The organism is Ruegeria sp. AP11, from assembly GCF_056535865.1.
On the sequence record NZ_JBQFJB010000001.1, the window covers coordinates 2,509,543 to 2,526,191 of the forward strand.

Below are 16,649 nucleotides of genomic sequence, written 5' to 3' on the forward strand. Positions count from 1 at the left end.
CTTAACCGGGCACGGCCGTCCCGGCATTGTCGCCGATCCCGTCCTGTCGTGCCTTGGCGGAGGCCAGCGTATCGCGCAGCTCCGCTTCCATCTTCTGCAACTCTTGCTCGGCTGCGGCGCGTTTGGCCTTGCCCTCATCTGCGATGGCCAGGCTTTCGTTGATCGTGCCGATCAGGTCCGCATTGGCCTGTTTGACGGCTTCGATATCGAACACGCCACGCTCCATCTCTTCGCGGATCATCTTGTTCGACTCGCGCAGATTGGCTGCGTTCGAGGTCAGCAACTCGTTGGTCAGGTCATTGGCATCGCGCACGGCGGCAGCCGCTTCGGCGCTGCGCTGGATGGTGACGGCCTGTGCCAGCTGCGTTTCCCACAGCGGCACGGTGTTGACCAAAGTCGAGTTGATCTTGGTCACCAGCGACTTGTCATTCTCCTGCACCAGACGGATCGAGGGCAACGACTGCATCGTCACCTGCCGTGTCAGCTTCAGGTCATGCACGCGGCGCTCCAGATCATCGCGGGCGGCGCGCAGATCACGCAGCTCCTGCGCCTTCATCACCTGCTGGTCCTCGGGCGCGGCCTGAACTTCAGCCTCTTTTTCCGGAATGTCCTGGCTGTCCAGTTCGGTCAGCTTTTCCTCACCCGCGGCGATGTAAAGCGCCAGTTCGTCGTAGAATTCCAACGTCTTTTCATAGAGCAGATCAAGCGATTTGATGTCTTTCAGCAGCGTGTGCTCGTGCCCCAGCAGATCGTCGGTGATCTTGTCGATCTGTCCCTGCACGCTTTCATATTGAGCGGTGAACTTGGCAAAGGGCGCGGCACGGCCAAGCAACTTTTCCCACCAGCTACGCTCGCGCCGGACATCCAGTTCACTAACTGAAAATCCCCGAATGGTGGTCACGATATTCCGCAGGCTGTCACCAGCCGGACCCACATCCTTATTGCGCACATCGGCCAGCATCGCCTGGCTGATCTCCTGCAGCTCGGCCTGAGCGGACGATCCGAACGAGACGATCGAGTTGGTATTGCCCATGTCGATCTCATTCATCCGCTTGCGGATTTCGGCCCCAACGGGCTCGTCAGCTTCTTCCAGCGGAACAATGTCTGCTTGCGGTTCGGGCAGCGTGACGGCGGTGACTTCCTGCACCAGCGTTTCGGCCTCGACCGCTTTGTTCTTGATATCATCGGACATGGGGATAATCCTCGCTCAAATAGTGGCCGGTCAGTCCAACCGGACGCCTTCGCGCTGCAGCCGATCGCGCAGCACATCAATTTCAACCGTCAGATCGCTGCGGTCATCCAATAGCATTTTCCGCGTGCGGGCCGCGAAATTCTGTTCCAGATCGTCCAGCAGGGCCGAATAATCCTGCAGCGCCTGCGCATCACGGGTCCGGGCATAAACGTCCGAGAACTTCACGGTCGCATCACGCGCACCTTGCAAATAAACCGTCAGGTATTTTCGGGCACCAGCCAGATCGCGCGGATCTTCCTCGACCGTGCGGAACAGATCGCGGGCTGTGTCCTGAAAACGCTCGACCCGCGCCTCGATCCGGCGGTCACCGGCGCGTTTGATCGCATCGGTCATTTCGGTCAGATGGGTTTCTGCATCCTCGACCACCCGCGCGACACGATCCTGCTGGAAAGTGTCTATGCCCTCCATCCCCTTATCCTTCATCGGATCAAGTCCGAACGAGACGGAATGCAAAACCGTCGCAGCGATGCCAAACAGGACCGGCGCCAACAGGCTGGTCTGCGAGGCCGTTTCGGCATCCAGAAACTCGGTCCGGTACGAGGCCAAAGCAGCCCCCAAACCAGTTAGAACACTGGCAAATATCTTGCGCGGAAACGCTGGCCTGCGCGCGGTTCGACGCGCGTGATAGGCGCTTTCGGCCCGTAGTCCTTCGCGCAACAGAAAGGCGGCGGCGGTCAGCAGGCCGGCCGCAACCAGGCCGATGGTCATCCCGATTGCGCCATCGTTCAGCGACAGGAACACCAGCGGAATCGCGGGGACGAACAGCACATTCGCGCGTGCACCCGCAGGTTCGACGCGGGCACCATCAAATTGTCCGCGCACAGGCTGTTCCCGCGTGGGCGCGTCACCCTGAGGGCTGAATTTGCCGCCGTACCGCTTGGCCATATCCCTACAGGCCCCCCAAAAGGCCGGTACAGACGCCGAACAGCAGCACCAACAGGGCTGCATAGGCCAATTTTTGTACTCCGGTGCCGGACATGGCGCCCCCCAACTGTGGCTTTCACAGAAAAGTTAGGCGATGCGCGGGCTTGGCGCTAGGGGGAAGGTTGCTTAACCTGCATCACTTGCGAGGTTTCTTGCCGATCGCCGGTCTTTTGCGCTGAGGCCGGGCCGGGCGTTTGGCCGGGGTCTTGTCGCCATCCTCGGTGCCGAGGCCCAGTTGGTCCCGCATCACGCGGCGGCGGATCTCCTCGACCTCGCCGGATTTCAGATCGCCCAACTGAAACGGGCCATAAGAGACCCGCAACAGCCGGTTCACCACATAGCCGATATCTTCGATGGCGCGCCGAATTTCGCGGTTCTTGCCCTCGCGCAAACCGATGGTCAGCCAGGCGTTCGCCCCCTGTTGACGGTCCAGCGAGACGGTCATCGGCTGAAACCGCTCTCCGTCAATCACCAGACCCTTGCGCAGCGGATCGAAATCCTCGTCCTTGGGCCTTCCATTCACGCGCACGCGGTACTTGCGCAGCCATCCGGTTGCGGGCAGTTCCAGCTTGCGCTTGATGCCGCCATCATTGGTCAGCAGCAGCAATCCTTCCGAATTCAGGTCGAGCCGCCCGACGCTCATGACCCGCGGTATGTCCTCGGGCAGGTCGTCAAAGATGGTCTTGCGCCCCTTTTCGTCGCGCGCCGTTGTCACCAGACCCGGTGGCTTGTGATACAGCCACAGGCGCGAAGGTTCGGGTTCAGACACCGGCTTGCCGTCGACGGTGATCCTGTCCTTGGCGGTTACGTTCAGCGCCGGGCTGCTGATCGCCTTGCCGTTCACGGTTACACGACCGGCTTCGATCATGCGTTCAGCCTCGCGGCGCGAGGCGACACCGGCGCGGGCCAGCACTTTGGCGATCCGGTCGCCGGGAGGAGGGGTCTGTGTCATCCCCCGGCCATAGCCTATCCCGGCGGCTTGCGAAAGGCAGGTTTCTGGGGCAGTCAGAGGCATGGAGTTCAGATCCCACATGAAACAGGCGCTGGAGCAGGCAAAGGCGGCGGCAGACCGGGGCGAGGTGCCGGTCGGCGCGGTGATCGTCGCGCCCGATGGGCAGGTGGTGGCCGCAGATGGGAACCGTACCCGCGAGTTGAACGACCCCACTGCGCATGCCGAGATTCAGGTCCTGCGCGCTGCTTGTGCGCTAGCCGGGTCGGAGCGGCTGCCGGATCATGACCTTTACGTCACGTTGGAACCCTGCGCCATGTGCGCCGCCGCGCTGGCCGCTGCGCGCATCCGGCGGATATATTACGGCGCGTCCGACCCGAAATCCGGCGGGGTCGCCCATGGTGCGCGGGTGTTTTCGCATCCGCAGGCGCATCACAGACCCGAAATCTATGACGGGATCGGGGCGGAAGAGGCCGAGCGATTGCTGAGGGAATTCTTCGCGGGACGGCGCTAGCACGCTACCAATTCAGGCTGTAAACCGTGTGATTGCCGGGCAGACCTTTCAGTGTAACTGACCGAGGCGGGCCAAAGGTCAGCTCATCTTGCCCCTCCGCCAGAAGCTGGGTCGCGTCTGACACGCAGACCTCGCCCGGCGCGGCTGCAGATGCGACCCGGGCGGCCTTGTTTACCACCGTTCCAAAGAAGTCATCATCGGTCTGGATCACGTCCCCGGTATGTATTCCGGCGCGAATCTGCAGGGTCGGTTCAACCTGTTCCGCCGCGTTGCGCCGCTGCAGGTCTGTTGCGGCCATCAACGCCGCCCGGGCCGAGGTGAAGCTGGACATGGTGCCATCCCCCAGCGATTTCACCAGCGTTCCGCCATGGGATTCGATAGCCTCGCGCGCCAGTTCGAAATGCTTGTGGATTGCGTCGGTCCATATCCGGTCTCCCAGCTTCTCGGCGATGGCGGATGAATTGACGATATCGGTGAACATGACCGAAGCCATGCCTTCGCGCTGATCTTGACGAAACCCTTCGCGCGCGGCAGCAATCAGAGCATCCAGCGCCTTATGTTCAATACCGATTTTCTCCATATTGGGAATCGGGTTGGATACGTGGACATGAACCATCTTCCACACGCCATCTTCGAGGTGCAGGACGAAGGTAAACCTGTGCACCATAGCCTTCTGATTGTTGGCAAAGCGCAACGTTGCAACGCAATGGGCCCAGCCAACCACGCCGCATTCGAAGGCCTCAAGGCTATGCTCTTGCCAGTCATAGTCCGGGATTTCGGCGACGTGATCGGGAAAGCCCTTTCGAAACAGAGAGCCGGACCAGAACTCTCCTTCAGCCGTACCCTGGTATCGCAAATGCTCTGAGGTTGACAGCATGTTGAACAGCGCAGGGCCGTCTTTATCATGAACTGCAGCGTTCCAGCGCCGCACCACAGCGATCAATTCGGGTGAAGGGCGGATGGGCTGTTTCATATGGTTTTCACCATCCTTTCACGCGGGATTTCAGACGGCGGCGGGCCGCCCTTTGCCATCAGCATACATCTGTCGGTGATTGCCGGACACCATTCAGGGTGCCTCGGGCGGACGGCCATATGCTCCAGCTGCTCAGTGGCGTCTTAGGGTGGCGGACTCGTCCAAACCGCATGGGCATCAGAGCGTGATCGCCTGCATGACCTTAGGTTCGATCACATCGACCCCCGGCAGCCCGTCTTTCAAGGCCTCGGCAGATTGTTCAAGGATCGGGAAGGTTTGATAGTGGCACGGGATCACCGTCTTGAAATTGAAATACCGTCTGGCCGCATAAGCCGCGCCCCTCATATCCATGGTAAAGTGGCCACCCGCCGACAAGATGCCGATATCGGGTTTGTAGTAATCCCCCATCCACTCCATATCCGCCATGATGTCGGTATCGCCCGAGACATAGAGCATGCGATCTTCGGCTGCGATCATATAGCCGACCTCGGTGCCCCCGGTCCGCAGCCCATCCGGGGTCGAGAAGGTCGAGCTGTGCGAGGCCGGAACCATCGAAACTATCACACCGTTCAGATCCACCGTGCCGCCTTTGTTGAAGCCGACGGTCTCGATGCCCTCAGCCTCGGCCCAGTATCCCATCAGATCATACTGCCCGGCGACGGGAACCTTCAGGTGCTTTGCAAGGGGCAGCACATCAACAACGTGGTCAAAATGCGTGTGGGTCAGCAGAATATGCGTCGCATCCGCGACCGCGGCATCATGCTGATCTTCGGGCAGCGCCGGGTTGCCGGTCAGCCATGGATCGATCAGCAAAACCTGCCCTGCGATTTCAATGCGAAAGCTGCCGTGCCCCAGCCAGATGATGTTCATGAAGGTCCCTCCCACTTTATGCTTGGAGCCAGCCTAGCATCGGCTATGTAAAAATCCATGGACTGGACGCAGGAAATCGATGGCTATTGTGAGCGCCTGTCGCCCGCATACTGGGCCGAGCCGATCAATGCCGTAACCAACGCGGCGTTTCTGATCGCTGCATTTGTCATGTGGCGGCGCGTCCGCGGGCAGGGGATGCCGCTGGCGATGGCTTTGGTGATGGTTCTGGCGCTGATCGGGATTGGCAGCTATCTGTTTCACACCTATGCGCAGGTCTGGGCGGCAATGGCCGATGTCGCTCCGATCCTGCTGTATATCCTGATCTATATATATGCGGTGAACCGCGATGTCTGGGGAATGCGAACGCTATATGCGTTGGGGCTGACCAGCCTGTTTTTTCCCTACGCAGCCCTGACCGTTCCGGTCTTCCAGTTGGTGCCCGGACTTGGGGGCTCGGCGGTCTATGCCCCGGTACCGCTGCTGATTCTCATTTACGCTGTCCTTTTGCGCCACAAAGAGCCGGAAACCGCTCGTGGTTTGGCGATCGGGGCGATGATCCTGATCGCCTCGATCACATTTCGCGCGCTGGATGAGCCGATCTGCGCGCGCCTGCCGATGGGGACGCATTTCATGTGGCACATCCTGAATGCCACGATGCTGGGCTGGATGATCGAGGTCTATCGCAGGGCCATCGTTTCAAAACGTTTCGCGTCAGTCCCGAAAAGCGGCGGCTAATGCGTCAGGCAGATCGAATTCATCCAGAACCCGCGCGCGGCCTTCGGTCGACATCTTGAGTGCGGTTTTCTCGACGATGCGCTGGATTTTCTCGGCCGAGTGCTTGGCTGCGAAGGGGGCGAAGTACCATTTCAGGAATACGAAACAGATCACATCCTCAAGGGCCTGCACTTCGTCGTCACGCTTGATGCCCTGTTTGCGCAGCATCTTCTCGGCAGCTTCAATCTGATCCGCGCCATACTCGGCCTGCTCCATCAAGCCGCGCACGACATCGGCGTGATACACCCCCTGCGCCTTACGCCAGGCAAGATAGCCCGCGCGGCCTTCGGGATATTCGGTGCGCTTCAACTTCCAGCGCTCGACATGCTGCCCGCGCGCGGCGATCTGCAGGGCATCCGATGCGTCGGGGAATAGCCGGTCCAGTTCGGCACTCATGCGTTGACCATAAAGCAGCGCCTCGGGTTGGCCATCCTCAAGATTGGGATCCTGCGCATTGGCCGCGTCGATTGCGTCCAGAACTGCTTGCTTGCGAGTGCTCATTTTTCGCTCCGTTAGCTTGCCGGGCTATCGCCCTTCGGGGCGGTTCGGCTGGGTTTTCAACACCATGCTAACGGCTTGTTGCGGCGTGTACAGCCGTCAATTGCATCTGCGCCGGATCAGGAGGGGGGACTGATCCGGCGCGCCGGACCGGGCTACTTGCCCGGTGCAGACTGGCCCTTGGTCACGGGTTCCGATACCGGCTCGGGGAAGCTGAGGGTACGGGTCAGGTTATCCGCGCCGATCCCCAACGCCATGGCCGGAGCGGTCAGAACGGTTGCAGACAGGGCAAGGGCGGTGACGAAGGTCTTCATGGGTGTTCTCCCGGTTTGTGTGGGTCATATCCATCAGGTGAACTGTGCGGTTCAGTATTTCAAGATCGTAAGTGAACTAATTGGTTTACTTTTGTGAATACCGGCAATTCATAAATGCATGGGCCGATTTGCGTCGCCTATGCCAGCAGCGGTCTTGCGAGTGCTGCGGCAGACAGGTAAACGCCCTGCTTAAGCGTATATGAGGGTTTCCGATGTCGATTGACCAAAGCACCGCCGCCAAGGTGGCCAAACTGGCCCGGATCAAGGTCGAGGATGACGCGCTGCCTGCGCTGGCGTCCGAGTTCAACAACATCCTCGGGTTCATCGAACAGCTGAACGAGGTGGATGTCGAAGGCGTCGAGCCGATGGTCTCGGTCGAGCCGATGCGCCTGAAACGGCGTCAGGATGTGGTCACCGATGGCAACCAGCAGGACAAGGTTCTGGCCAACGCCCCCGACGCGCGCGAAGGGTTCTTCGCAGTCCCCAAAGTGGTGGAGTAAGACATGAGCGATCTGAACAAACTGGGCCTGGCCGAGGCCCGCGACGCGCTGCGCAAGGGCGATGTGACCTCGGTCGAGCTGACCGAATCCTGCTTGAAAGCGATTGATGAAGCCGACGCGCTGAACGCGTTCGTCCACAAGACACCCGAGATCGCGCTGGAACGCGCCAAGGCAGCGGACGCACGTATCAAATCGGGCGATGCGCCGTCGATGTGCGGCCTGCCGATCGGAATCAAGGACCTGTTCTGCACCAAGGGCGTGCCCTCGCAGGCGGCGTCGAAAATTCTGGAAGGCTTCAAGCCGGAATACGAATCCACCGTGTCGCAGCAACTGGCCGATGCCGGAGCGGTGATGCTGGGCAAGCTGAACATGGACGAATTTGCCATGGGCTCGTCCAACGAGACCTCGGTTTACGGCAACGCGGTCAGCCCGTGGCGGCGTGGCAATGACGATGCACAACTGACACCCGGCGGCTCGTCGGGCGGTTCGGCTTCAGCCGTATCCGCCGACCTGTGTCTGGCGGCGACCGGCACCGATACCGGCGGCTCGATCCGCCAACCCGCCGCCTTCACCGGCATCACCGGCATCAAGCCCACCTATGGCCGCTGCTCGCGCTGGGGCATCGTCGCCTTCGCGTCCTCGCTGGATCAGGCCGGGCCGATGACCAAGAACGTCCGCGACGCGGCGATCATGCTGGAAACCATGTGCGGCCATGACCCCAAGGATTCCACCAGCGCCGAACTGACCGTCCCGAATTTCGAGGCGATGCTGACCGGTGACATCAAGGGCAAGAAAATCGGTATCCCCAAGGAATACCGCATGGACGGTATGCCCGCCGAGATCGAAAAGCTGTGGGCCGATGGCGCGGCGATGCTGAAGGATGCAGGGGCCGAGATCGTCGATATCTCTCTGCCGCACACCAAATACGCGCTGCCTGCCTATTATGTGATTGCCCCTGCCGAGGCATCCTCCAACCTCGCGCGCTATGATGGCGTGCGTTATGGCCGCCGCGCGCAACTGGCGCAGGGCGATGGCATCACCGAGATGTACGAGAAAACCCGCGCCGAAGGCTTCGGGCACGAAGTGCAACGCCGTGTCATGATCGGCACCTATGTGCTGTCGGCAGGCTTCTATGACGCCTATTACAACCGCGCCCGCCGCGTCCGCACCCTGATCAAGAAGGATTTCGAGGACGTCTTTGCCGCGGGCGTCGACGCCATCCTGACCCCGGCCACGCCGTCGGCCTCGTTCGGACTGGGCGAGATGACCGAGGCCGATCCGGTTCAGATGTATCTGAATGACGTGTTCACCGTGACCGTGAACCTTGCCGGCCTTCCGGGCATCTCGGTACCTGCAGGGCTGGACAAGCAAGGCTTGCCGCTGGGTCTGCAACTGATCGGGCGTCCCTGGGACGAGGGCGATCTGCTCAACACCGCCTATGCGCTGGAAAACGCTGCCGGGTTTGTGGCCAAGCCCGGGAAATGGTGGTAAGCCTCAAGCCCGAAACGACACCAGAAAACCGGAGCAGCCCAATGCGCAAAACGCTTCTGATCCCGGCCCTTGGGCTGTTGGCGGCCTGTGAAACCGTTGCCCCCGTTTCGGGCAGCGGGTTCAACACACCGGAATATCAGGCACAGCGCGAGGCTGAACTGGCGGGTCAGGGCCTGTCCGGCAATCCGCTTCTGCCGCCCGAGGCGATCTCGGAACAGCCTCTTTCAGAACAGGGTACAGTCGACGGTGTGCCGACCGGTGATGCGTCTGACATTGCAAACCAGACGGCGATTGCTCTGGCCAACACCTCTGATCAGACTGCGCCTGCCGCTCCTCTGACCGCTACAAACAACACCGCCATCTCGGACGAGCAGGATTTTGCGGCCGTCTCGAATCGGCGCAGCATCGACGACGATGCCGCGAGGATCGAGCAAAACCGGCAGACCTATGAGGTTGTCGCCCCGACTGCGGTACCCGACCGGGGCTCTGACGGGCAGCCCAATATCGTGCAATACGCACTGAGCACTTCAAACCCCGTCGGCACCCAGCTTTACAGCCGCGCGGGGTTCAATCTGCAGGCCAAGGCACAGCGCAACTGCGCGCAGTTCGCTTCGCCCGATCAGGCCCAGATCGAGTTCCTGTCGAATGGCGGTCCACAGCGTGATCGCAAAGGGCTGGATCCGGATGGCGACGGCTATGCCTGCGGCTGGGACCCCAGCCCGTTCCGCAGTGCCGTCAATAACTAAGCGCCCTCCGATCTGGCACCCGTCGCCCAATTTCGGCCCCCGCCGGGATGGTCTGCGCCCGACGCTGGTCGTGCTGCATTATACAGCCATGGAAAGCGCTCAGGCCGCTTTGGATCGCCTATGCGACCCGGCTCACGAAGTGTCCGCCCATTACCTGATCGGGTCTGATGGCACGCTGTGGCAGATGGTGCGCGAAGAAGACCGCGCGTGGCATGCCGGGGCAGGGGAGTGGTGCGGGCAAACAGACATAAATTCCCGCTCCATCGGCATTGAACTGGATAATACAGGCGCACACCCATTTGCCGAGCCTCAGATGGCTGTTCTGGATCGTCTGCTGCCGCAAATCATGGACCGATGGAGTATCGCCGCTGAAGGTGTCATCGGGCATTCCGATATGGCGCCCGGGCGCAAAACCGACCCGGGCCCTCGATTTGACTGGCAGAGACTGGAATTACAGGGCATCGCCGCCCCGCGCGGCACCGCCAACCCAACTCAGGACAGTTTCCACACACTGGCGCAAAACCGAGGCTATACGGCAGCGGTCGACGACGACACGCTGCTCAGATCGACACGCCTGCGCTACCGTCCCTGGGCCAGCGGCCCTTTGCACCCCGATGATCTCAAAACGCTCGGTCCGGCTCAAAAACCAATCTGATCCGCCGCTTCATCTGGCCAAAAATATCTCGGGGTTGAATTGGCCGCAGGCCAAGAAGGGGCTGGCCCCTTCACCATCCCAACCACTCTTGACGCCGCCGGGCGCACAACATACCCACCCCAGTGCGCGGAGGGCCGGATGGCCGCTGGGGCCGCATGGCCCGAGAGGAAAGTCCGGACTCCACAAGGCAACGGTGCCGGGTAACGCCCGGGCGGGGAAACCCGACGGAAAGCGCCACAGAAATCAGACCGCCAGGGGCCTCGGCCCAGGGTAAGGGTGAAACGGTGGGGTAAGAGCCCACCGCGCCGCTGGCAACAGCGGCGGCACGGCAAGCCCCACCGGGAGCAATGCCGAATAGGGTCCCCGCGCGGGCCGGTCGGTGCAAACCGATACCGCCGCTAGGCTCGCCTTGGCCGAGAGGGACCGGGTTGGCAGCTTGAGCCGCGCAGCAATGCGCGGCCTAGAGGAATGGTCATCGAAGGGGGCAACCCCGGAACAGGATCCGGCTTACAGGCCCTCCGCGCATATTTCCTCAGCCACTTGGTGGCGTATAGGATTCGGTCAGTGCCGCCGCTTTCTCGACCACCGAAACAAAGTCTTCAGCAGACCAGGCCCGGACGGTTTCGATACTGGACACCGCGCCCGTGCTGGTAACAGCCATTCCGACCGCAACAGCATCGGTGCCATCGGGCATGTCAGTGATCACAATTGCATCGTTGCTGCCGGTGGTAATGTAAAAGGAAATCAACTTTCCACCCGCTTTCTCTATCAGAGCTCTGACGGGTCCTGTCCGATCGTGCGGATTGGCCATGATCGCCTTGACGGACTCGGCCGAATAGGAGGCGTAGGTGATGAAAACAGGCATGAATATCTCCTTTGAGCTTCAAGTTGTGCGGAACCTCTTATGCGACCGGCTCCGTGGCCGTTTCGCGTGCTTCGACACGCAAAACCCAAATACACCCCGTCGAAAACACGACCGGATCAATGCAATAGTGTGAGCGGTGCAGGTGGGTGAGCGTCCAATATGACTGCTGAACCCGTATACGGCCTTCCCCCTCAGGCCGTTTGCAGCGCACGGTATCACAAACCCGTGAACTCACCAAGCAAAGACGCGCCCCGGTCAGCGAGGAATTGTTCCGGGAACCCGTCGAATCCGGTTGACTCGGGCGCATGAGCGGGTAAAAGCGCACGCTCATAGGAATTCAACCGAAGGGCCCTGCCTTTTCGGACGCAGGAGATAACCATGGCGAAGCCGACGACAATCAAGATCCGTCTGAACTCGACCGCGGGCACGGGCCACTTCTATGTGACCAAGAAAAACGCACGCACCATGACCGAGAAAATGACCATTCGTAAATACGATCCGGTCGTTCGGAAGCATGTCGAGTACAAAGAAGGCAAGATCAAGTAATCTTGCCCTCTGACATGAATTATTAAGAAGGACTCTGCCGGGCAGGGTCCTTTTTGCTGTTTGGGCTGTGCCGCGGGCGTTGCAGGGGCGCATCAGGCAATCGGGTGTTCTGACTTCCGGCGGCTTGCTTTTTCGCATTCCCTGCCGCTACGCTTCAGCAACCCTTTCCAAAATGTTGACCGCCATGAAAAAAATCCTGTTGCCCGCCCTTGCCGTTCTGACCCTGTCAGCCTGTGAAGACCCGTTCAACCGCGAAGGCGTCGGGTTCACCGGCATTGATGGCGAACCGCGCACGATCTCTGACGTCAAAGGCACCGCAGCATTTGTGCCTGAAGCCACGAATATTCCGGCAGAACTGGCCGAGCTTCCGCCTGTCCGGGTTGCTTCGGAAGAAACCGACCCGTCCAAGCTGGCGAAGGTTGCGATCGAAAACGGAGGCCGCACCGACACCACCGCCGTTCAGATGTCCGGTCAAAGCACCACTTTGTTGCTGAGCACCGTTGAGGTGAACAACACTCTGTACGCAGTGCTGCGCACCGCCGAGGGCGACACGCGGGTAGATAATTCTATCGGTACGGCCTTCGGCGCGCAGACCGAACGCTTTACCGGCTGCCTGCCTGCGGGCCAGGTCTATCGCCGGGGCTCGTCCAAGAACAGCTCGGGCTTTGCAGTGCCGCTGAACTGCAGCTGACCAAATCAAGACCCCAGTACATCCCGGACCCCCGCCATAGCGGCGGGGGTTTTTTGTTGCGCATCACCATACTGCCATTCGGTGAGTATCATGGCGTTGGGGTTGGTGTTTCAGGCGCAGATCGTAAACCTGATGCAGCAATGGCAATAGCCGATTGATGTCTGTCGGAAACAGAAAGGCAGCAGGCATTGGGGGGCAAAAAAAGGGCGGGTCGTTTCTGACCCGCCCTTCGGCTTGCGATATGCAACCGCGTTATTCGCGGTTTCCAAGCAGCTGCAGCAGGAACATGAACATGTTGATGAAGTCCAGATACAGGTTCAGCGCGCCCATGATGGCAGCTTTGCCCAGCCATTCCTGATCGCCCGCATGGGCCATCTGCAGGTAGGTGTTCTTGATGTTCTGCGTGTCATAGGCGGTCAGACCGGCGAAGATCAGCACGCCCAGGATCGACACCGCGAACATGATCGCGGGCGATTGCAGGAACAGGTTGATGATCATCGCAACCACCAGACCGATCACACCCATCATCAGGAAGGTGCCCATGCCGGACAGGTCTTTTTTGGTCACATAGCCATACAGCGACAGGCCTGCGAAGGCGATCGAGGTCACCAGGAATACCTGCGCGATCGAGATGCCGGTGAAGGCCACGAAAATCCAGCTCATCGACAGGCCCATGACGGCTGCGAAAGCGTAGAAGAATAGCTGCGCGCCGGCGGCGGACAGGCGGTTGATGGCAGCGCCGAAGGCAAACACCATGCCAAGCGGTGCAAACATCACGACCCAGCCCAGAATATTCGGGCTCAGTGTCACCGGATCACGGAAAATGGACAGCAGTTGCGGGCTGGTGCCAACGGCCCAGGCCACCGCAAAGGTGATCAGCATGCCTATGGACATAGTGCCATAGACTTTGTTCATATGGGCGCGCAGGCCCTCATCAATCTCGGCGGCGCGCGCACCGGTCGCCGTCCGGATCGTGTCGAATTGTGCCATAAAGGGTCTCCCTTCAATATTCTGTTCTCAGCCTGCGATTACAGGCCGGTTTCCCAGCAAATATCGGAGAGTGCGGCCCGTGTTTCAAGAGTTTTAGGACCAATTCTCAGCAAAACTGTCAGCAAATTTGGCGGCAGTTGTGAAAACGCCGCCAAATGCTTCTTATTTCTCAATTAATACAGGTGTTTTTGCCAGCTGTCCGGGGCATCCCATATCGGGCGCTTGGCCTCGGCCTCGGCCTCGGAGCGGGTGATGCCGATATCGTCGAGCGCACGATCATCAAGTTGCGCAAGCTTGCGGCGCTGCCGGGCGAGGTTGAGCAAGCCGAGCATCCGTTTGCCAAACGCCTTGTTTCGAACGGGGCGGTGGGTTGAGATAGCAATATGGGTCATGATCTTTGCCCTTTCGTGGTTGTCTGATGAAACATACAGCTTCAATCAATTTCCTTGATCTATATGGATCACTCTGACATATTTTGGAAATGAATGTTTATGAACTGACTCATAAAGGATCGTGAAGATGCGAAATCTGGACATCACCACATTGCGCTCATTCGTGGCGGTTGCCGATTACGGCGGCGTGACACGGGCCGCTGGATTCCTGCACCTGACGCAATCAGCCGTTTCGATGCAGCTCAAGCGTCTGGAGGAATTGCTGGGGCTTGAGTTGCTGGACCGCTCGGGCCGCACCATCGCGCTGACCGCTTCGGGTGAGCAGTTGCTGGCCTATGCCCGCCGTATGATCGCCCTGAATGACGAAGTTATCGGACGCCTGACCGATCAGGCGTTTGAGGGAGAGGTAACGCTGGGCGTGCCGCATGATGTGGTACATCCGTTCATCCCGCGGGTGCTGCAGCGCTTCAATGCGAGTTTTCCGCGGGTCAGTGTCAACCTCGTGACGTCGAATACACGCCAATTGAAAGATGAATTCGCGCGCGGTGCGTTCGATCTGATCGTCACAACCGAATCCGGGGCAGGTGACGGGGCCGAAACCCTGCACCACATGCCGTTACGCTGGGTTGGGGCGTTGAACGGGTCGGCCTGGCGGCAAAAGCCGCTGCGTCTGGGGTTCTGCCGGAACTGCATCTTCCGTCCGGTTGCGGTCTCGGCGCTGGACGATGCGGGGATCGAGTGGGACATGAGCATCGACAGCGACTCGGACCGCACGGTCGAGGCCACGGTCAGCGCCGATCTTGCCGTGGGTGTACTGCTGGAAGGCACACAGCCAAGCCATCAGGAGTTGATCGATCATGCAGGCGTGCTGCCGGAATTGCCGGTACAGTTCATCAACCTCTACGGGGCCGAGCGCGTGCGTGAGGAATATGTGGGTGAGCTTGCCAATCTGCTGCGCCAGAACTTCGCGCGCCCGGGCGCACAGCCGCTGAAGGCTGTCAGCTGATCTGAATGACCACTTTCCCGGTGGATTTACGAGCGCGCAGCAACTCAAGACCCTGTTCTGCCTCCTGCAGGGGCAGAACATGGCTGATATGAGGTTTGATTTTCCCCTCTGAATGCCAGCGGAACAGGGTTTCAAAACTCTTGGACACCACTTCGGGCCGGAAAGTCAGATACCCTCCGATATAGACGCCGATCACGCTGAGGTTCTTGACCAGCAAGTGGTTGGCAGGAATTTGTGGCACGTCACCACCGGCAAATCCGATCGGCAGAATGCGGCCCTCGGGGTTGGTTGCGCGGAATGCGGCCTTGAACACATCGCCGCCGATCGCGTCATAGACGACATCCGCGCCACCCAGTGCCAGAACGCGCGCGCGCAGATCCTCGTCCGCGTCGACCAGGTGATCTGCCCCGGCCTGTTGCGCCACGGCCAGCTTGTCTGCACCGCGCGCCTGCGCGATGACCGTCGCGCCCATCAGCTTGCCAATCTCAACAGCGGTCAGGCCAACCCCGCCCGCGGCGCCCGTCACCAATAGCGTTTCACCCGGCTGCAGACGGGCCCGGTGATCCAGGGCGATATGGCTGGTGCCATAGGCGATCTGGATTGCGGCAGCATCCTCGAAACTCATGGAATCGGGCAGCGGAACAGCCCGCGCGGCATCAAAAACGCCTGATTCGGCCAGCCCACCCTGACCCGAATAGACAGCAACGTGATCCCCGGGCCTTAGATTCGTGACATTGTTTCCGATTTCATCAACAATCCCGGCGATCTCCATTCCCAGCGTAAACGGCGCATCAGGCGTATCCTGATACGTGCCCTTCTGCATCAGCAGGTCCGCGAAGTTCAGGCCGCATGCTTTGATTGTGACGCGAATCTGATTCTCGGCCGGGGCGGGCAGATCGACCTCGCACAACTGCGCTGCGGCCCCTTTGGTCCTGATATGATATGCCAGCATGGTCGCTCTCCGCGTTTTGATCGACATAGGCGTATCGGCGAGGCGCTTTGTCAATTCCCATCAGAAATACCGTCGGATTTCGATGCAGATGGAGCGCCTATTGTTTCGATTGAGGAAACGCTTTGACTGTCTGCGGCGCGTACAACCACAAACCACTGTACGGGATAAGCGATTCAACCCGCTTGAAAAAAATAATCAATGCGGCAATATTGTTGCTATGGTGCTGTTCGGGGGGCACGATCCGAATTAGGGAGTTCTTAAGCAGCGACCCGCTAACTTGGCGGCGACGGCTGTTGTCGCGTTTTCCCGGACAGGTGTTTGTGTAAAGGAGACTACCAATGACCCATCACGTCGATGTCCATGTGGGCAAACGCGTCCGGCATCGCCGCTGGCTGATTGGCATGACCCAGCAGCAGTTGGCGCAGCAAGTTGGTATTAAGTTTCAACAGATCCAGAAATACGAAACGGGTGCCAACCGGATCAGCGCGTCTCGCCTGTGGGACATTGCCGAGGCATTGGATGTACCGGTCAGCTTCTTCTTCGAAGGCTTGGAAGAAACGCAGAAATCGGACGCCGATAAGAAATCCGTGCCTGCCGACCTGATGGGCGACAAGGAAGCGCTCGATCTGGTGCGGTCATATTACGCCATTCCGGAAAATCAGCGCCGCCGGCTGTTTGAACTGGCCCGCGTGCTCAGCGACGTCGCCTGATACAATCGACTTGACTTCGCGGGGCGATAACCGCACG

At 60.0% G+C, this 16,649-nt stretch carries 21 protein-coding genes and 1 other RNA gene; 11 read left to right on the plus strand and 11 right to left on the minus strand.

The features are described from left to right. Window position 1: 1 nt before the first annotated feature. The 3 genes from ACR3E4_RS12580 to ACR3E4_RS12590 all read right to left on the minus strand — a co-directional run bounded on the left by ACR3E4_RS12580 (window position 2) and on the right by ACR3E4_RS12590 (window position 3,128). Entirely contained in the window at window positions 2-1,192 is a 1,191-nt protein-coding gene (locus ACR3E4_RS12580; RefSeq protein WP_480530228.1) for a toxic anion resistance protein, read from the minus strand. A gap of 30 nt (window positions 1,193-1,222) precedes the next feature. Next, window positions 1,223-2,137 (minus strand): 5-bromo-4-chloroindolyl phosphate hydrolysis family protein, encoded by a 915-nt coding sequence (locus tag ACR3E4_RS12585; protein ID WP_480530226.1) that lies wholly within the window; start codon window positions 2,135-2,137, stop codon window positions 1,223-1,225. Between the two features lie 175 nt (window positions 2,138-2,312). Continuing rightward, window positions 2,313-3,128, minus strand: a complete 816-nt coding sequence (locus ACR3E4_RS12590; RefSeq protein ID WP_480567082.1) for a pseudouridine synthase — start codon at window positions 3,126-3,128, stop codon at window positions 2,313-2,315. A gap of 61 nt (window positions 3,129-3,189) precedes the next feature. On the opposite strand from ACR3E4_RS12590, the gene ACR3E4_RS12595 reads away from it, so the two are divergent. Next, the gene (locus tag ACR3E4_RS12595) at window positions 3,190-3,639 is read left to right on the plus strand and encodes a nucleoside deaminase (RefSeq protein ID WP_480530222.1); all 450 of its coding nucleotides are present in this window, start codon (window positions 3,190-3,192) and stop codon (window positions 3,637-3,639) included. A 4-nt stretch (window positions 3,640-3,643) separates the two neighbouring features. On the opposite strand, the gene ACR3E4_RS12600 is transcribed toward ACR3E4_RS12595, so the two are convergent. Both ACR3E4_RS12600 and ACR3E4_RS12605 read right to left on the minus strand, forming a co-directional pair. After that, window positions 3,644-4,612, minus strand: a complete 969-nt coding sequence (locus tag ACR3E4_RS12600) for an adenylate/guanylate cyclase domain-containing protein (protein ID WP_480530220.1) — start codon at window positions 4,610-4,612, stop codon at window positions 3,644-3,646. A 177-nt stretch (window positions 4,613-4,789) separates the two neighbouring features. Continuing rightward, window positions 4,790-5,482, minus strand: coding sequence for a metal-dependent hydrolase (locus ACR3E4_RS12605; RefSeq protein ID WP_480530218.1), 693 nt, complete (start codon window positions 5,480-5,482; stop codon window positions 4,790-4,792). 57 nt (window positions 5,483-5,539) lie between these two features. On the opposite strand from ACR3E4_RS12605, the gene ACR3E4_RS12610 reads away from it, so the two are divergent. Continuing rightward, complete coding sequence (locus tag ACR3E4_RS12610; RefSeq protein WP_480530216.1) at window positions 5,540-6,217, plus strand: ceramidase domain-containing protein; 678 nt, start codon at window positions 5,540-5,542, stop codon at window positions 6,215-6,217. Here ACR3E4_RS12610 and ACR3E4_RS12615 read toward each other — a convergent pair. After that, window positions 6,194-6,757, minus strand: coding sequence for a DUF4202 domain-containing protein (locus ACR3E4_RS12615; RefSeq protein WP_480530214.1), 564 nt, complete (start codon window positions 6,755-6,757; stop codon window positions 6,194-6,196). The genes ACR3E4_RS12610 and ACR3E4_RS12615 overlap by 24 nt on opposite strands. Window positions 6,758-6,909: 152 nt before the next feature. Then, window positions 6,910-7,068 carry a hypothetical protein gene (locus ACR3E4_RS12620; RefSeq protein ID WP_480530212.1) on the minus strand — a complete coding sequence of 53 codons (159 nt, stop codon included), beginning with the start codon at window positions 7,066-7,068 and terminating at the stop codon, window positions 6,910-6,912. A 212-nt stretch (window positions 7,069-7,280) separates the two neighbouring features. On the opposite strand from ACR3E4_RS12620, the gene gatC reads away from it, so the two are divergent. The 5 genes from gatC to rnpB all read left to right on the plus strand — a co-directional run bounded on the left by gatC (window position 7,281) and on the right by rnpB (window position 10,986). Continuing rightward, window positions 7,281-7,568 (plus strand): Asp-tRNA(Asn)/Glu-tRNA(Gln) amidotransferase subunit GatC, encoded by a 288-nt coding sequence (gene gatC / locus ACR3E4_RS12625; RefSeq protein WP_480530210.1) that lies wholly within the window; start codon window positions 7,281-7,283, stop codon window positions 7,566-7,568. Window positions 7,569-7,571: 3 nt separating this feature from the next. Continuing rightward, window positions 7,572-9,059, plus strand: a complete 1,488-nt coding sequence (gatA, locus tag ACR3E4_RS12630; RefSeq protein ID WP_480530208.1) for an Asp-tRNA(Asn)/Glu-tRNA(Gln) amidotransferase subunit GatA — start codon at window positions 7,572-7,574, stop codon at window positions 9,057-9,059. Window positions 9,060-9,100: 41 nt separating this feature from the next. Then, window positions 9,101-9,805 carry a hypothetical protein gene (locus ACR3E4_RS12635; protein ID WP_480530206.1) on the plus strand — a complete coding sequence of 235 codons (705 nt, stop codon included), beginning with the start codon at window positions 9,101-9,103 and terminating at the stop codon, window positions 9,803-9,805. Further along, complete coding sequence (locus ACR3E4_RS12640; protein ID WP_480530204.1) at window positions 9,789-10,460, plus strand: N-acetylmuramoyl-L-alanine amidase; 672 nt, start codon at window positions 9,789-9,791, stop codon at window positions 10,458-10,460. The genes ACR3E4_RS12635 and ACR3E4_RS12640 overlap by 17 nt, the downstream gene beginning before the upstream one ends. Window positions 10,461-10,586: 126 nt before the next feature. Continuing rightward, an RNA gene (gene rnpB, locus ACR3E4_RS12645) (RNase P RNA component class A) lies at window positions 10,587-10,986 on the plus strand. A 6-nt stretch (window positions 10,987-10,992) separates the two neighbouring features. Here rnpB and ACR3E4_RS12650 read toward each other — a convergent pair. Continuing rightward, the gene (locus ACR3E4_RS12650; RefSeq protein ID WP_480530202.1) at window positions 10,993-11,325 is read right to left on the minus strand and encodes a GYD domain-containing protein; all 333 of its coding nucleotides are present in this window, start codon (window positions 11,323-11,325) and stop codon (window positions 10,993-10,995) included. A gap of 378 nt (window positions 11,326-11,703) precedes the next feature. On the opposite strand from ACR3E4_RS12650, the gene rpmG reads away from it, so the two are divergent. Both rpmG and ACR3E4_RS12660 read left to right on the plus strand, forming a co-directional pair. After that, complete coding sequence (rpmG, locus tag ACR3E4_RS12655; protein ID WP_037309480.1) at window positions 11,704-11,871, plus strand: 50S ribosomal protein L33; 168 nt, start codon at window positions 11,704-11,706, stop codon at window positions 11,869-11,871. A gap of 184 nt (window positions 11,872-12,055) precedes the next feature. Beyond that, on the plus strand, window positions 12,056-12,562 hold the full coding sequence (locus tag ACR3E4_RS12660; RefSeq protein WP_480530200.1) for a hypothetical protein: 507 nt from the start codon (window positions 12,056-12,058) through the stop codon (window positions 12,560-12,562). A gap of 252 nt (window positions 12,563-12,814) precedes the next feature. Here the strand turns inward: ACR3E4_RS12660 and ACR3E4_RS12665 are convergent, their stop codons facing one another. Together ACR3E4_RS12665 and ACR3E4_RS12670 are read right to left on the minus strand one after the other, a co-directional pair. Then, a complete protein-coding gene (locus ACR3E4_RS12665; RefSeq protein WP_480530198.1) occupies window positions 12,815-13,552 on the minus strand; it encodes a Bax inhibitor-1/YccA family protein in 738 nt (245 codons plus the stop codon). 173 nt (window positions 13,553-13,725) lie between these two features. Then, on the minus strand, window positions 13,726-13,944 hold the full coding sequence (locus tag ACR3E4_RS12670; RefSeq protein ID WP_480567083.1) for a DUF1127 domain-containing protein: 219 nt from the start codon (window positions 13,942-13,944) through the stop codon (window positions 13,726-13,728). A 127-nt stretch (window positions 13,945-14,071) separates the two neighbouring features. Here ACR3E4_RS12670 and ACR3E4_RS12675 point away from each other — a divergent pair, with 127 nt between their 5' ends. Then, entirely contained in the window at window positions 14,072-14,950 is an 879-nt protein-coding gene (locus ACR3E4_RS12675; protein ID WP_480530194.1) for a LysR family transcriptional regulator, read from the plus strand. Here ACR3E4_RS12675 and ACR3E4_RS12680 read toward each other — a convergent pair. Beyond that, the gene (locus tag ACR3E4_RS12680) at window positions 14,943-15,902 is read right to left on the minus strand and encodes an NADPH:quinone oxidoreductase family protein (RefSeq protein WP_480530192.1); all 960 of its coding nucleotides are present in this window, start codon (window positions 15,900-15,902) and stop codon (window positions 14,943-14,945) included. The two genes, ACR3E4_RS12675 and ACR3E4_RS12680, sit on opposite strands and share 8 nt — an antisense overlap. Before the next feature lie 338 nt (window positions 15,903-16,240). On the opposite strand from ACR3E4_RS12680, the gene ACR3E4_RS12685 reads away from it, so the two are divergent. Beyond that, complete coding sequence (locus ACR3E4_RS12685; RefSeq protein WP_170588513.1) at window positions 16,241-16,612, plus strand: helix-turn-helix domain-containing protein; 372 nt, start codon at window positions 16,241-16,243, stop codon at window positions 16,610-16,612. Window positions 16,613-16,649: the final 37 nt, after the last annotated feature.